Annotated in this window: 13 protein-coding genes and 1 tRNA gene; 1 reads left to right on the forward strand and 13 read right to left on the reverse strand. The window is 72.1% G+C overall.

Annotation, left to right across the window (positions count from 1 at the left end):
* Position 1: 1 nt before the first annotated feature.
* The 7 genes from JNO54_RS13225 to eno form a co-directional block, all read right to left on the reverse strand.
* A complete protein-coding gene (locus JNO54_RS13225; RefSeq protein ID WP_204144310.1) occupies positions 2-1378 on the reverse strand; it encodes a cystathionine beta-synthase in 1377 nt (458 codons plus the stop codon).
* Between the two features lie 44 nt (positions 1379-1422).
* Positions 1423-1497: transfer RNA gene (locus tag JNO54_RS13230), tRNA-Leu, on the reverse strand.
* Positions 1488-1721 (reverse strand): hypothetical protein, encoded by a 234-nt coding sequence (locus JNO54_RS13235; RefSeq protein WP_204144311.1) that lies wholly within the window; start codon positions 1719-1721, stop codon positions 1488-1490. Before JNO54_RS13235 ends, JNO54_RS13230 begins: the two co-directional genes overlap by 10 nt.
* A gap of 143 nt (positions 1722-1864) precedes the next feature.
* Positions 1865-2839: a Ppx/GppA phosphatase family protein gene (locus JNO54_RS13240; protein WP_204144312.1), complete on the reverse strand. Its 975-nt coding sequence runs from the start codon at positions 2837-2839 to the stop codon at positions 1865-1867.
* Positions 2836-3372 (reverse strand): DUF501 domain-containing protein, encoded by a 537-nt coding sequence (locus JNO54_RS13245; RefSeq protein WP_204144313.1) that lies wholly within the window; start codon positions 3370-3372, stop codon positions 2836-2838. The genes JNO54_RS13240 and JNO54_RS13245 overlap by 4 nt, the downstream gene beginning before the upstream one ends.
* Complete coding sequence (locus JNO54_RS13250) at positions 3373-3909, reverse strand: FtsB family cell division protein (protein ID WP_204144314.1); 537 nt, start codon at positions 3907-3909, stop codon at positions 3373-3375.
* A 3-nt stretch (positions 3910-3912) separates the two neighbouring features.
* Complete coding sequence (gene eno, locus JNO54_RS13255; RefSeq protein ID WP_204144315.1) at positions 3913-5202, reverse strand: phosphopyruvate hydratase; 1290 nt, start codon at positions 5200-5202, stop codon at positions 3913-3915.
* A gap of 453 nt (positions 5203-5655) precedes the next feature.
* Here eno and JNO54_RS15045 point away from each other — a divergent pair, with 453 nt between their 5' ends.
* Positions 5656-6600: a cold-shock protein gene (locus tag JNO54_RS15045; protein ID WP_204144316.1), complete on the forward strand. Its 945-nt coding sequence runs from the start codon at positions 5656-5658 to the stop codon at positions 6598-6600.
* A 129-nt stretch (positions 6601-6729) separates the two neighbouring features.
* Here the strand turns inward: JNO54_RS15045 and JNO54_RS13265 are convergent, their stop codons facing one another.
* The 6 genes from JNO54_RS13265 to mfd all read right to left on the reverse strand — a co-directional run bounded on the left by JNO54_RS13265 (position 6730) and on the right by mfd (position 15462).
* Positions 6730-8235, reverse strand: coding sequence for an aldehyde dehydrogenase family protein (locus JNO54_RS13265; RefSeq protein WP_204144317.1), 1506 nt, complete (start codon positions 8233-8235; stop codon positions 6730-6732).
* Complete coding sequence (locus JNO54_RS13270) at positions 8232-8684, reverse strand: hypothetical protein (RefSeq protein ID WP_204144318.1); 453 nt, start codon at positions 8682-8684, stop codon at positions 8232-8234. The genes JNO54_RS13265 and JNO54_RS13270 overlap by 4 nt, the downstream gene beginning before the upstream one ends.
* Complete coding sequence (locus JNO54_RS13275) at positions 8681-10180, reverse strand: GMC family oxidoreductase N-terminal domain-containing protein (RefSeq protein WP_204144319.1); 1500 nt, start codon at positions 10178-10180, stop codon at positions 8681-8683. The genes JNO54_RS13270 and JNO54_RS13275 overlap by 4 nt, the downstream gene beginning before the upstream one ends.
* Positions 10181-10389: 209 nt before the next feature.
* Positions 10390-11202 (reverse strand): MazG nucleotide pyrophosphohydrolase domain-containing protein, encoded by an 813-nt coding sequence (locus JNO54_RS13280; protein ID WP_204144320.1) that lies wholly within the window; start codon positions 11200-11202, stop codon positions 10390-10392.
* Between the two features lie 10 nt (positions 11203-11212).
* Positions 11213-11788, reverse strand: a complete 576-nt coding sequence (locus JNO54_RS13285) for a hypothetical protein (RefSeq protein ID WP_204144321.1) — start codon at positions 11786-11788, stop codon at positions 11213-11215.
* 38 nt (positions 11789-11826) lie between these two features.
* The gene (mfd, locus tag JNO54_RS13290) at positions 11827-15462 is read right to left on the reverse strand and encodes a transcription-repair coupling factor (RefSeq protein ID WP_204144322.1); all 3636 of its coding nucleotides are present in this window, start codon (positions 15460-15462) and stop codon (positions 11827-11829) included.
* Positions 15463-15492: the final 30 nt, after the last annotated feature.

A 15492-nucleotide genomic window follows, 5' to 3' on the forward strand; every position in this document is an offset into this window, starting at 1 on the left:
GTCAGCCCTTCGCTCGGACGGAGATGTGGCCCAGGAGGTCCTGGCGGGTGACGACGCCGATCGGTTTGCCACCCTCGATGACCAGGAGGGCGTCGTCGTGCTCGAGCGCGGCGACCGCGGCGGCGGCGCTCTCGCCGGCGCCGATCTGCGGCAGCTTGGCGCCCATGTGCTTGCTCACCGGGTCGGCCGGCGAGGCCTTGCCCTCGAAGAGGGCGTCGAGCAGGTCTCGGTCGGTGACCGCGCCGGCGACCTCGCCGAGGACGACGGGCGGCTCGGCCTTGACGACCGGCATCTGCGAGACGCCGTACTCGCGGAGGATCTCGATGGCGTCGCGGATCGTCTCGGTCGGGTGGGTGTGGACGAGCGAAGGGAGGTCGCCGGACTTCCCGCGCAGGACGTCGCCGAGGGTGGTCGCGTCGTCACTACCACCGGTGAAGCCGTAGCTGGCCATCCACTCGTCGTCGAAGATCTTCGCGAGGTAGCCGCGGCCGCCGTCCGGCAGGAGGACGACGATGACGGCGTCGGGGTCGCGCTCGGCGACCTTGAGCGCGGCGACGACGGCCATGCCGGAGCTGCCGCCGACGAGCAGGCCCTCCTCGCGGGCGAGGCGGCGCGTCATCGCGAAGGACTCGGCGTCACTCACGGCGATGACCTCGTCGGGCACGTCGGGGTCGTAGGCGCCGGGCCACATGTCCTCGCCGACGCCCTCGACGAGGTAGGGACGGCCGGTGCCGCCGGAGTAGACGGAGCCCTCGGGGTCGGCGCCGACGACCGTGACGCGCCCCTCGCTGATGTCCTTGAGGTAGCGGCCGGTGCCGGTGATGGTGCCGCCGGTGCCGATGCCGGCGACGAGGTGGGTGATCTTGCCGCCGGTCTGCTCCCAGATCTCCGGGCCGGTGCTCTCGTAGTGCGCCTGCGGCCCGTTGAGGTTGAAGAACTGGTTGGGCTTCCACGCGCCGTCGATCTCGGCGGTGAGGCGGTCGCTCACGGAGTAGTAGCTGTCGGGGTGGTCCGGTGCGACGGAGGTGGGGACGATCTGGACCTCGGCGCCGTAAGCGCGCAGGACGTCGATCTTGTCCTTGCCGACCTTGTCCGGGCACACGAAGATGCAGCGGTAGCCGCGCTCCTGGGCGACGAGCGCGAGCCCGACGCCGGTGTTGCCGGAGGTCGGCTCGACGATGGTGCCGCCGGGCTTGAGCTCGCCGGAGGCCTCCGCGGCGTCGACGAGCTTGCGGGCGATCCGGTCCTTCACGCTGCCGCCGGGGTTGAGGTACTCGACCTTCGCGGCGACGAGTCCGGATCCGGGCGGGGTGACGCGGCCGAGCCGCACCAGCGGGGTGTGGCCGATGAGGTCGGTGATGTGGTCTGCGATCTGCATGTCGTCCATCGTGACACGGACCACACGCACGGCCCACCGCTCGGTACCCCCGACGGGAGTCGAACCCGCACCGTGGGAGATTTTAAGTCTCCGGCCTCTGCCAGTTGGGCTACGGGGGCAGGTCCAGGGTAGGCGAAGGGGGAGCCGCCGGGCCCCCTGCGACGCTCGGCTCCCCCTTCGGGTCGGTGGGGTCAGTCAGATGCCGACGGTGGGACCGTCGACCGAAGGGGTGCGCGCCTCCCCCTTCGTCGTGGCCGAGCTCTCCGAGCTGCTGCCCGAGCTCGACGACGAGGAGGTGCCCGGGAGGTCCTCGGTGGCGCTCGATGCGCCCCACGATTCGCACGAGCCAAGGCTCGTACCGCCAGAATCCAGCCGGAGACCGCAGGAGCCTTGGCTCGTGCGAAAGAGGGTGGACAGGAGCCTTCGCTCGTGCGAAAGGGGGTGGTTGGGCGGCCCCTTCGCGGGTGCCGTGGCAGACGCGAAAAGTCAGGCGCCGCGGCCGGCGGCGGAGAAGGCGATCCCGTCGAGGATGTCCTTCTCGGAGGTGACGACCGCCAGGTCGGGCCCGTTGACCTCGGCCACCCGGGCGACGAGGTCATGCCAGATGAGCGCGCCGGCGCCGATGACGTCGACCCGGCCGGGGTGCATGTACGGCATGGCGCGCCGCGTCTCGCGGTCGGCGGAGACGATCTCGGCCGCCGCCTGGAGCACCTGCTCCGGCGCGAGCCGGGCCAGGTGGATCCGCTCGGAGTCGTAGCGGTCGAGCCCGAGCGCCCGGGCCGTCACCGTCGTGATCGACCCCGCGAGCCCGACGAGCGCACCGAGCCCGCCGATGCCGACCCGCGACTCCCCGAGGTCGAGCGCATCGGCGATGTCGGAGCGGGCAGCCTCGACCTCCGGCACGGTCGGCGGGTCGGAGAGCAGGTGCCGCTCGGTGATGCGCACCGAGCCGATGTCGAGCGAGATCTCCTCGCTCACCGCGTCGCTCCCCCGGACGAGCTCGGTCGAGCCGCCCCCGAGGTCGACGACGAGGTAGGGACCCTTGATCCCCGATCCGGCCATCCCGCTCGTCGCCCCGACGAAGGACAGCTCGGCCTCCTCGTCCCCCGAGACGACCTCGGGGCTGACCTCGAGCCCGTGCGCGGCGAAGGCCGCCTGCACTCCCGCGACGAAGTCTGCGGCGTTCTCCGCGTCCCGCGACGCCGACGTCGCGACGAAGCGGACGCGCTCCACCCCTTCGTCGGCACAGGTCTGGGCGAACTCGGCGGCGACGTCCAGGGTCCGGGCGAGCGCCGCGTCGTCGAGGCGGCCGGTGGCGTCGACCCCCTGGCCGAGCCGGACGACCTCGCCGCGACGGACGACGTCGGCCAGGGTCGCCGGCGCTGCGTCGCCGCCGGCGGTGACGTCGGCGACGAGCAGGCGGATGGAGTTGGTGCCGCAGTCGACGGCGCCGACCCTCATGCGTCCTCCTCGGTGAGGACGGCGCAGCAACCGCCGTCCCACCAGCGCGGCAGCATCGCGAGCGCCTCGTCGCCGGGGAGGTTCACACCGGGACCGACCGCCATCGCGTGCGCGACGACGACGTGGAGGCACTTGACCCGGGTGGGCATGCCGCCGGCCGAGATGCCGGCGACCTCGGGCACGTCACCGAGCTCGGCACGGCGGGCGAGGTAGTCCTCGTGCGCGGCCTGGTAGGCGGCGGCATAGGCCTCGTCCTGCGCCAGCCGCCGGCTCATCTCGGCCATGACCCCGGCGCTCTCGAGCGTGGAGATCGCGCCGGTCAGCCGCGGGCAGGTCGCGTAGAACGACGTGGGGAAGGGCGTGCCACCAGGCAGTCGCGGCGCCGTCCGCACCACCGCCGGGCACCCGCACGGGCAGTAGGCGGCGATCTCGACGACCCCGCGCGCCTGGCGCCCCAGCTGGGCCGTCACGGCGTCGAGGTCGGCCTGGCTCACCCGGTCGAGGTCGTTGCCGTGCTCGTCGTAGGTCGCCATCTAGCGCGCGGTCCCGGTGCGAGCGTCGGCCGCGGCGAGCGAGTCACCGAGCCGCTCGTACCAGGGTCCGGTGAGGTCACCGGTCGCCGCGCCGGTCTCGGGGTCGACGTCGGCCTCGGGGTCGGCGTCGATGACCGTGTAGGCGCGGTCGCCGACCTTGACGAACTTCAGCCGCTGCCGGGCCTGTGCCTCGACGTACTCGTCGGTGGCCCAGAGCTCGCGCTCCCGCTCGAGCGCCTTGACGTCCTGCTCCTGCTGGGCGACCTCGGCCCGCAGCTCACCGATCCGCGAGCGCTGGTCGAGATAGCTCTTGGCCGTCGGCACCAGCATGACCGCGAGGAGGAAGAGGACGGAGGCCAGGGCCACCCAGCGGCGCGGCGTCAGCGAGAGCCTCCGGCGGCGGGACGAAGGGGTGGCGCCGGCCCGGGGTCGTCCAGTCGCCCGCCCGCCGGCCCTGCGGCCGGGCGGGCGGGTCGGGCCGGCCCCCCGAGAGGTCCCGGAGGACCCCTTCGGGCGGCGGCTCGTCGGACGACCCATCGATCAGCCCTTGAAACGCGGGAACGCGCCGGCGCCGGCGTAGACCGCGGCGTCGTCGAGCTCCTCCTCGATGCGCAGGAGCTGGTTGTACTTGGCGACGCGCTCGGAGCGGGCCGGGGCGCCGGTCTTGATCTGGCCGCAGTTCGTCGCGACGGCGAGGTCGGCGATCGTCACGTCCTCGGTCTCGCCGGAGCGGTGGCTCATCATGCACTTGAAGCCGTTGCGGTGGGCGAGCTCGACGGCGTCCATCGTCTCGGTGAGCGAGCCGATCTGGTTGACCTTGACGAGCAGGGCGTTGCCCGCGCCGTCGGCGATGCCGCGGGCGAGGCGCTCGGGGTTGGTGACGAAGAGGTCGTCACCGACGAGCTGGACCTTGTCGCCGAGGCGCTCGGTGATGGCCACCCAGCCCTCCCAGTCGTCCTCGTTGAGCGGGTCCTCGATCGAGACGAGCGGGTAGGCGTCGACGAGCTCGGCGTAGTAGTCGACCATGTCCTTGGCCGACTTCTTCTTGCCCTCGAAACGATAGGAGCCCTTGCCTGCGTCCTCGTAGAACTCGGAGGCGGCGACGTCGAGCGCGAGCGCGATGTCCTTGCCCGGCTCGTAGCCGGCCTTCTTGATCGCCTCGAGGATGAGGTCGAGGGCGTCGCGGTTGCTGTCGAGGTTCGGCGCGAAGCCACCCTCGTCGCCGAGGCCGGTCGCCAGGCCCTTGTCGTGGAGGACGGCCTTGAGCGCGTGGTAGACCTCGGTGCCCCAGCGCAGCGCCTCGCGGAAGGAGGCGGCGCCTATGGGGGCGATCATGAACTCCTGGATGTCGACGTTGGAGTCTGCGTGCGAGCCGCCGTTGAGGATGTTCATCATCGGCACCGGCAGGACGTGCGCGTTGGGGCCGCCGATGTAGCGGAAGAGCGGCAGGCCCGCGGAGAGGGCGCCGGCGTGGGCGACGGCCATGGAGACACCGAGGATCGCGTTGGCGCCGATCTTGCCCTTGTTGTCGGTGCCGTCGATGGCGATCATCTCGGAGTCGATGATCCGCTGGTCGCTTGCCTCGTAGCCGAGGAGCTGCGGCATGAGCTCGTCCTCGACGGCGCGGACGGCGTCCTGGACGCCCTTGCCGAGGTAGCGCTTCTTGTCGCCGTCACGGCGCTCGACGGCCTCGAAGGCGCCGGTGGAGGCACCGCTGGGGACGGCCGCGCGGCCGATGCTGCCGTCGTCGAGAGCGACCTCGACCTCGACGGTCGGGTTGCCTCGGGAGTCGAGGATCTCGCGGGCGCCGATGGCTTCGATGGTGGCCACGTGCAGTCACTCCTGTATGTCGAGGGCGAAGGGGGGCGTGCGTGCTCCCCCTCGAGCCTATTGCCGAGGGTATCGGCGGCGTCGGCCGGTTCCGCCGAGCGACGCGCGGCCCGGTACGGGTCGTGCCGGATGGAGGGCGGCCACAGCTGCAGATGGAGTCGCAGCGCTGCGTCGACCGCAACCACCCATCGGGGCGGCACCCGACCGACGGACGAGCCGATCCGTCCAACGGCGACCGAGCGAACCTGCCCCGCGGGGCCTTCGAGGTCTTCCTTGCTCAGGCTGACGCTCAGCTTCATCACGGCGAAACCACCGGGGGAGCTGCGCCGTTGCGACCCGGTCGCACGACAGCTCGTGCGGCAGGTACGCCACGCCTCGTCCGTGCGCACCCGCTGCCTCGTCCCGTGCGGGACACTGGAGCGGACCGACCGTAGTCTCGATGAGGAGTCCGCCGTGCCTGAGGGAACTGTCCGCTGGTTCGACACCGACCGGGGGTTCGGCTTCATCGCCCTCGAGGAGGAGTCGGAGGACCTGTACGTCCACGCGTCCGAGATCGTCAGCCCCGACGCGGTGAGGGTGCTCCGTGAGGGACAGGTGGTCGAGTTCGAGATCGGCGAGGGCGACCGCGGCCCGCAGGCCCGCCGTGTCCGGGTCACGGCCGACCAGGCCGCCGATGCCCCGCTGGGCGTGCTCGGCACCGTCGCCTGGTACGAGCCGGCCAAGGGGTACGGCTTCATCACCCCCGACGACGGCGGCGCCCAGATCTTCGTGCACAGCTCGGCCATCGTGGGAGGCGGGGTCGTCTCCGAGGGCCAGCGGGTGGCGTTCCTCGTCGTCGACGGCGAGCGGGGAGCACAGGCGGATCACCTGCTCCCTCTGGGGGCCCAGGCCGCGCAGGCGGCCGTGGCGTCCGACGGGGCGGACGGCACCGTGTCCTGGTACGACGAGGACAAGGGCTTCGGCTTCATCACCCCAGACTCGGGCGGCGCGGACGTCTTCGTCCACGTCCGGGAGCTGGCCGACGGGCTCCCCGACGTGCGCGAGGGAGACCGGGTGACCTACGACGTCGTCGTGGGCGACCGGGGACCGCAGGCTCGTGACGTGCGCCTCGCACGCGGCTCGGCGCCGCGGAGCTCACGCGCGCCGTCGGCACCTCGCGCCAGGTCGGGGCACCGAGGTGCCTCCGACGGCCCGGTGCGCGGCGGCGAGGGAGTGGTCGCGCGCTACGACGCGGAGCGGGGGTTCGGCTTCATCACCCCGGACGCGGGAGGCGCCGACCTCTTCGTGCACGTGTCGGTCGTCAGCGGCACCGACGAGCTGTACCCAGGCGACCGGGTCCGGTACCAGGTCCGGCAGAGCGACCGAGGACCACAGGCCGACCACGTCGAGAGGGTCTGAGCGGGACGGCCGCCCCCCCACCCTCCCACCCTCCCACCCATCGCACGAGCCAAGGCTCGTACCCCTTCGAAGGGTACGAGCCTTGGCTCGTGCGGAAAGAGAGAGGGGGCGCGGGTGTGGACGGTCCGGTCAGCGGCGGGCCTTCTTGGCGTACGACTCGAGCCGGGTGCCGAGGACCCCGAAGCGCGGCAGCCGGGTCGGGCCGTCGGAGAACCACGCCTCCATCATCGCGACGAACATCTCGTACTTCTTCGACGTGTACGGGAACCAGTTCGCCTCGATGACGTCGCTGTCCTTGTCGACGACGACGGACTTCGCGTTGGTGAAGGCGCGCAGCCCGTTGACCCCCTTGTAGCGCCCCATCCCCGACAGCCCGACCCCGCCGAAGGGCAGCGCGGGCGTCGACTCGGTCGCCATGACGTTGTTGATCGACACGCCCCCGACGCGCAGCGCACGCGCGACCCGGTCTGCGCGGTCGAGGTCCTTGCTCCACACGCTCGCGGTGAGCCCGTAGACGGAGTCGTTCGCGCGCTCGATCACCTCGGCCTCCGTTTCGAAGGGGTAGACCGGCAGGATCGGCCCGAAGGTCTCCTCGGTCGCCATCTGGGCGGTCTCGGGAACGTCGGTGAGGACGAGCGGCGGGATCATCGCGGAGGTGTGGTCCCACTCCTCACCGGTGCGCAGGGTCGCCCCGGCGGCCACGGCGTCGGCGAGGTGCTCGGCGACGATCCCGATCTGCGACGGGGTGATCATCGCGCCGATGTCGGAGTCGCCGTCCTCGTCGGTCGACTGCTTGATCCGGCGGGCGCCGTCGGCGAGCGCGGCGACGAAGGCGTCGTAGATGCCGCGCTGCACGTAGATCCGCTCGACCGAGGTGCACGACTGGCCGGTGGCGGTCAGCCCGCCCCAGAGCGCCCCGGCGACGGCGCGCTCGATCGTCACGTCGTCGAAGACGATCATCGCGTCCTTGCCGCCGAGCTCGAGCTCGACGGGGACGAGCCGCTCGGCCGCGGCGGCCATGACCTTCTTGCCGGTCGCGGTCGACCCGGTGAACATCACCTTGTCCGGCCCCTGCTCGAGCAGCGCGGCGCCGACGTCGCCCTCGCCGTAGTGGACCTGCACCCACGCCGGGGCGACAGAGGCCTCCTCGAGGAGCGACTCGATCAGCCCGCGGAGAGGGGTGTGCTCGCTCGGCTTGTAGAGGACGGTGTTGCCCGCCGCGAGGTTCAGCGCGATCGGCGCCATCGCCTGGTAGAAGGGGTAGTTCCACGGCGAGATGACAAGGACGGTGCCCAGCGGCTCGTAGGCGATGAAGGACTTCTTGCCCATCATCGTGAGCGGGGTCGGGACCTTCTCGTCGGCGAGCGCCGAGGCGGCGTTGTCCTCGCACCAGCGGATGACGTCGAGCGCGCCGAAGATCTCCGAGACGAGGATGTCGCTGCGCGACTTCGAGGTGTCGGCCTGGATGACGTCGATGATCTCCTCGCGCCGGACGAGGATCGCGTGCCGCAGGCGGGTGAGGTGGCCGACCCGCTCCTCGACGGTGAGCGCGGCGAGCGCCCGGGCGGCGGCACGGCCACGCTCGACGGCCCCTTCGACCTCGACGTCGTGGGTGGGATAGCTGCGGGCGCTCATCGGGTGCGCTCCTGTCGTCCGACGGGTGGGAGGGAGGCGTTCTCGGGCAGCGAGCGGTCGGGCTCGTCGGGGTTGGTCGGGCAGCCCACGTCGTAGCCGATGACCTCGCGGACACGGCCGCCCGCGTCGACGCCGGAGTAATAGAGGCTGAGGATGACGCCCTTGATGCCGAGGCTGGCCATGCGCAGCCCTCCGGCGAGCGGCTCGGGGGCCGAGTCGCCGTGCTCGGTCGAGAGCACGAGCGCCTTGACCGCGAGGCGCGGCATCTTCGACACCGTCGTCAGCAGAAGGAGCAGGGCGGAGCGGTCCGCCTCGTACATCCAGTCGAGCATCTGGTCGACGTGGTCGGCGACGCCGGACTGCGAGAAGGAGGGGAGCTCGCCGTCGCCGGGGATGATGACGTCGCCGAGGCGGAGCAGCCCGGCGCGCTGGGTCGGGGTGAGTGTCATCGGGCGTCCTCCGTGATCGCGGCGGCTGCGGCGGCCGAGATGGCCTGGATCGTCAGCGAAGGGTTGATGCCTGGGGCGTTGGGGAAGGTCGAGCTGTCCCCGGTCCAGATCCGTCGGCTGCCGTGCAGCCGGAAGTCGTGCCCGACGCAGCCCGTGCTCGGGGACTCGCTGAGCGCCAGCCCGCCCATGAGGTGCAGGCCGATCCCCATGCGGCCGTGGATGACCCGGCGGGCGCCGGTGGCGTGGAAGATGTTGCGGATCGCGTCCATGCCGAGGTCACGACGACGCCGGTCCTCGGCGTTCAGCTTCTTCTCGATGACCGGTGCATACCCGATCGCGCCGTTGACCCCCTTCGTCCTCTTGCCGAGGCGGATCCGGCCAGGGTTGGTGTCACGGACGGCGACCTCGACGCAGCCGAGACGGTCGAGCTGCTTCATGACGTCGGCGTGGTCGGCGCCGATGCCCGGGACGAGCATCGAGATGCCGACCGGTCCGGCGAAGACGTTCTCCAGCTTGAAGCCCTGCCGACGGAAGCCCGGGTCGTCGGACTTGTAGCTCTGCAGCGGCCCGCGGAAGGCGCCGACCGGCTCGTCGTAGACGCCGATGTTCATGTACTGCGGGTGGCTGAAGAAGTTGTGCCCGAGCCGGGGCAGCTGCCGCTCGAAGCCCGACGCGAGGAGCAGCCTGGAGTTGCCGATCGCGCCGGAGGCCAGGACGAGCCGGTCCGCGGTGTAGGTCCGGTCGACATCGTCCGCGGAGCGGGCGTGGACGGTCACGCCGGTCGCGTCCTCGCTCACCTCGCCGACCTCGGTCTGCGGGACGAGGGTCGCTCCGGCGGCGAGCGCCCTGGGGATCGAGGTGACGTTCGGCGACTGCTTGGAGTCGAGGCGGCAGCCGTTGAGGCACTCGACGCACGACGCGCCGCCCTCGTAGTCGCAGGCCGACTGGGCGCGGCGCAGCGGCTTGTAGCGGTAGCCGTTGGCCGCGAAGCCCTCGGCGAAGATCGCGGCGTTGCCGTTGCGCGTGCGGCCGGAGACGTCCTCGAGCGCCGTGCGTCCCTCGACGTCGCCGTACCAGGGCGCCATCGCCTCGACACTGAAGAGCGGGTGGCCGGACGCGGCGCGGAAGTCGTCGAGCGCGACGTCGTCGAAGCGGTCCATGAGCGCCTGGTTGACGATGCCGCCACCGCCGACGACCCGCGGTCGCAGGATGCCGATGGCCGCGTCCGTCGTCAGCTCGACGCCGCCGCCCCAGTAGAGCTGGCTGTTGCCGTCGAGCTCGTTGCGCGGGTAGGTGTCGCGGCTCATGTGCTGGCCGGCCTCGAGGACGAGGACTCGCATGCCCGCCTCGCTGAGGTCGCGCGCCATGATCCCGCCGCTCGTCCCGGCGCCGACGACGATCGCGTCGTAGCGGCCGGCGCGCTCGGCGTCCTCGGCCTTCCGGGCCGCCTCGACCGCCGACGTCCGGGCCCCGGCCCGCTCCTGCACCGACCTCATCGCTACCCCTTCGCCGTCGGCATCAGCTACTCATCGGTAGTTTACGCCGCCTCCCCCCACCCCACCCAGGTGCCGGCCGCCTCCCCGGCAGGTTGTCCGCAGCTACGCGCGAGTACGACGACCGTTGCCCGGCGAGCAGGGCTGCGCATCCGCCTGCTCCGGGCGTCATCGGGTGCCGCCTCCACGGCAAGGGTCGTCGTACCCGCGAGTCAGCGTGGTGGGGTCGCCCGCCGGGCCGCCTTGGCGGCCCTCTCCGCAGCCTTGATCTCGGCCCACTGCGCCTCGACCTGCTCTGGCGTCGCCGCGGTCGACCCGGCGAAGACGTGGGGGTGACGCCGGACGAGCTTGTCGACGAGGGTCGCCGCGACGTCGTCGATGTCGAAGGGGGTGTCGGCGGCGGTCTGCGCGTGGGCCGCGGGGTGCGAGCCCTCGCTGGCCACCCGGGCGTTGAAGAGCACCTGGAGCAGCAGGTCGCCGAGCTCCTCCTTGACGTCCTCGTAGCGATGCGACCCGTCGGCCAGCCCCTCGATCGCCTCGGCGACCTCGCCGGCCTCCTCGACCGCGTAGGGGGCCAGACTCTCGTGGGTCTGCTCCGCGTCCCACGGGCAACCGCCCGGGCTGCGCAGCCGGTCCATCACCGCGACGGCGTCGAGCAGCCGGGCGCCGGGCACGTCCCACGACCCGACGAGCACCTCGATCTCCGGCGGCTCCGCGGCAGCCGACAGCTCGGCCGCCAGGGCGTCGCTCAACCCGGGGTCGCCGTCGGCGGACCCGAGCCAGACGACCTCGCCGTCCAGGGAGGCGGCCTTCTCGACGAGGCGGCGGGAGAGATCGGGTGCGGACACCCCTTCGCCCACGGTCTCGACCTCGAGGCCGGCGGCCCGCACGGCCGCGACGAGGACCTCGTCGTCGGTGCGCGCCAGACGGCCGGCGGCGCCGTCGAGGCAGCGCCAGGCGTCCGCGCTGAGCAGCCCGGGGGCGACCCGCGGGCTGCTCGCGAGCAGGACGACGCGAGCGCTCACCGCGTCAGGCTCAGTGGTCGTGACCGTCGTCGGCGCTGTGGCCGGGCTCGAGCGGCTCCTCCTCGGCGGCCAGCCAGTTCGGCGTCGCCTCGGTGAGGCCCTGCTCGGGGCTGAAGGTGCCGTAGCGGGGGTTGACCGAGATGTCCGTGCTCGCGGACTCGAAGGCCGCCTGGACCTGCTCGGGCGTCATCTGCTCACGCACGCTCTGGGCGCGGATGAGCTCGACGGTCGCCGGCGCCTTGTCGATGCCGAGCTGGCCGAGGACGCGCTCGACGGCCGCCGCGCTCGGCACGGAGACGCCGGAGGTCTGGGCGGTCTCGATGATCTCGGGTGCGAAGAGCAGCGTCGTGAGGATGTCACGGCCGCTCATCGTCTGCTGCCCGCCCTGCTCACGGATGAAGTCGTTGGTCCCCTTGGTCGCCGCCTGGACGTCGCCGATGGTGATCGTCCGGTCGCCGACGGTGGCCGCGGCCTCACGGGGCGCGGTCTGGCCGACCTCGGTGACCTCGGCGGACCCGCACCCGGCCAGCGCGACGCCGCAGGCGAGGGCGAGGGAGGTGAGGGCGAGGCGGGGGCGTCGGGTCACGACGAGGTCCTTTCGGGTCTGTGCTGGCACCACATGAGTCATCGGGAGGGGCTCCCGGCACCAGTCTCCACCACATTGTCGAGCATGACGTTACGGACGAGATCGGCGGCCCAGTCGAGCACCGCCTGGTCACGAAGGGGGGCGCCGCCGATGCGTGCGGTCATCGGCTTGGGCACGAGGACCGTGCCGGTCCCCTCCTTGTAGAGGGACTTCGGGTAGACCCGGGCGAGACGCAGCTGCTGGGACTCGCGCAGCCTCACCGGGGCGAGGCGCACGTGCTGGCCCTGGGCCACGACGTCGGTGAGCCCGGCCTGGCGCACGAGGATGCGCAGGCGGGCGACGGCGACGAGGTTGCGGACCGGCTCGGGCAGGGCGCCGTAGCGGTCGATCAGCTCCTCGACGATCTCCTCGAGGTCGCTCTCGCTCGCCGCGCCGGCGAGCTTGGCGTAGGCCTCGAGGCGCAGCCGCTCGCCAGGGATGTACTCGTGCGGCAGGTGCGCGTCGACGGGCAGCTCGATCTTGACCTCGGCCGGCGCCTTCTCGCCCTCGCCCTTGAAGTCCGCGACGGCCTCGCCGACCATCCGGACGTAGAGGTCGAAGCCGACGCCCGCGATGTGGCCAGACTGCTCGCCGCCGAGGAGGTTGCCCGCGCCGCGGATCTCGAGGTCCTTCATCGCGATCTGCATGCCGGAGCCGAGGTCGGTGTTGGCCGCGATCGTCTGCAGCCGGTCGTGCGCGGTCTCGGTGAGCGGCTTGTCCGGCGGGTAGAGGAAGTAGGCGTAGGCGCGCTCGCGACCGCGCCCGACGCGACCGCGCAGCTGGTGCAGCTGCGAGAGACCGAGCTTGTCGGCGCGGTCGAGGATCAGCGTGTTGGCGTTGGAGATGTCCAGGCCGGTCTCGACGATCGTCGTGCTCACGAGGACGTCGAAGCGACGCTCCCAGAAGTCGACGACGACCTGCTCGAGCCGGTGCTCGCCCATCTTGCCGTGGGCGGTCTCGACCCGCGCCTCGGGGACGAGCTCGCGCAGCCGCGCGGCGGTCCGGTCGAGCGTGCGGGTGTCGTTGTGCACGAAGAAGATCTGGCCCTCACGCATCAGCTCGCGGCGGATCGCGGCGGCGACCTGCTTCTCCTCGTACGGCCCGACGAAGGTCAGCACCGGGTGGCGCTCCTCCGGCGGCGTGGCGAGCGTCGACATCTCGCGGATGCCGGTGACCGCCATCTCGAGCGTGCGCGGGATCGGGGTCGCCGACATCGCGAGGACGTCGACGGCGGTGCGCATCGCCTTGAGCTGCTCCTTGTGCTCGACGCCGAAGCGCTGCTCCTCGTCGATGATCACCAGGCCGAGGTCCTTGAACTTCGCCTCGCCGCCGAGCAGGCGGTGCGTGCCGATGACGATGTCGATGCTGCCGTCGGCCAGGCCCGCCATGACGTCCTTGGCCTGCTTGTCGGTGAGGAAGCGCGAGAGCGCCCGAACCGTGACGGGGAAGCTGGCGTAGCGCTCGGAGAAGGTGTTGAGGTGCTGCTGCACCAGCAGGGTCGTCGGCACGAGCACCGCGACCTGCTTGCCGTCCTGGATCGCCTTGAAGGCCGCCCGGACCGCGATCTCGGTCTTGCCGTAGCCGACGTCGCCGCAGATGAGCCGGTCCATCGGGACGGACCGCTCCATGTCTGCCTTGACCTCCTCGATCGTGCTCAGCTGGTCAGGGGTCTCGATGTGCGCGAAGGCCTCCTCGAGCTCGCGCTGCCACGGGGTGTCGGGGCCGAAGGCGTACCCCTTCGTCGCCATCCGCGCGCTGTAGAGGCGGATGAGCTCGCCGGCGATCTGCTTGACGAACTTGCGGGCGCGCGACTTCGTCGCCTTCCAGTCGCTGCCGCCCATCTTGTTGACCGACGGCGTCTCGCCGCCGACGTAGCGGGTCACCTGGTCGAGCTGGTCGGTCGGCACGAAGAGCCGGTCCCCCGGCTGGCCGCGCTTGCTCGGCGCGTACTCGAGGACGAGGTACTCACGGGTCGCGCCCTGCACGGTGCGCTGGATCATCTCGACGAAGGCACCGACACCGTGCTGCTCATGGACGACGAAGTCGCCGGGGCGCAGCTCCAGCGGGTCGACCTGCTTGCGCCGCTTGCTCGGCATCCGCCGCATGTCGCGCGTCGAGCCGGTGCCGGTGCTCGCCCCGAGGAGATCGGACTCGGTGAGCACGGCGAGCCGGTCACCCTCGGCGACGAAGCCGGTGCCCAGGGTCGCGACGGTGACGGTCACGGTGCCGCTCTCGAGCGACCCTCCGTCACGCGTCGGGATGTCGTTGTCCCGCATGACCTCTCGCACGCGCTCGGCGAGGCCGGGCCCGTCGGTGGCGACGAGGATGCGCCACCCCGCGTCGTGCCACTGGTGGAACTGCTCGACCGCCGCGTCCGTGTTGCCACGGAAGCGGGGCGGCTCCGCCGCCGGGACGTGGAGGGCGACGTGGTCGTGCTCGACGGCGTCGGCCATGGTGTCGGCCAGCTCGGCGTCGACGGCGAAGGGGGTGAGCGTCCACCACCCGAGGCCGAGGGCCAGCGCGTGCTCGCGGGCCTGGGCGAGGGTCCAGTGGGAGCCGGTGTCGAGGACGCCCTCGAGGTCGACGGGCACGGCGTTGCCGCTCGCGGCGTTGGCCCACGACGCCTGGAGGAACTCCTCGCTCGTCGAGACGAGGTCGTGGGCGCGGGTGCGCACCCGCTCGGGGTCGCTCACGACGACGCGGGCGCCGTCGGGCAGGACGTCGAGGACCGACTCCATGCCGTCGACGAGGGCCGGTGCGAGCGACTCCATGCCCTCGACGGCGTTGCCCTCGGCGACCTTGTGCAGCATGTCGGCGACGCCCGGCAGCTGGGTGGCGAGCTCGGCCGCGCGAGCACGGACCTCGTCGGTGAGCAGGATCTCGCGGCACGGCGGCGCCCACAGCCGGTCGGCGACGCCGGGCGTGCCCTCGATGCTGCGCTGGTCGGCGACCTTGAACCACCGGATCGACTCGACGGTGTCGCCGAAGAGCTCGACCCGCACCGGGTGCTCGTCGGTCGGGGGGAAGACGTCGAGGATGCCGCCGCGCACGGCGAACTCGCCGCGGCGCTGGACGAGGTCGGTGCGCACGTAGGCGGCGGCGACGAGGTCGTCGACGATCTGCTCGAGCGGCCGCTCGTCGCCCACCTCGAGGCTCACCGGGACGAGCTCGCCGAGGCCCTTGACCATGGGCTGGAGGACCGCACGGACCGAGGCGACGACGACGGCCACCGGACCGTGCTCGGGGTCGTCGACCTCCGGGTGCGCGAGGCGACGCAGGACCGCGAGCCGCCGGCCGACGGTGTCGCTGCGCGGGCTGAGCCGCTCGTGCGGGAGCGTCTCCCAGCTCGGGTAGGTGACGACCGCGCTCGTCGCGTCGTCCGGTCTGTCGATCAGGCAGCGCAACGCCTCCGCGAGGTCGTCGGCCTCGCGTGCGGTGGCCGTGACGACGAGGAGGGGGGCCACCCCCTTCGCGCCGTCCTCGACGGGCCGGCTGAGCAGGGAGATCAGCGGGGCCCGCAGGCCCGGGGGCACGCTGACGTCCAGCTCGTCGGTGCGGTGGGTGTGGGTGAGCAGCTCGTGGACGACGGGGAGGTCGGCGACGGCTGTGCGCAGGGGGGCCAGGGACTCGCTCATACAGGGGTCCAGTCTGCCGTACCTCGCACC

It is taken from the genome of Janibacter endophyticus (assembly GCF_016888335.1).
Lineage (GTDB): Bacteria > Actinomycetota > Actinomycetes > Actinomycetales > Dermatophilaceae > Marihabitans > Marihabitans endophyticum.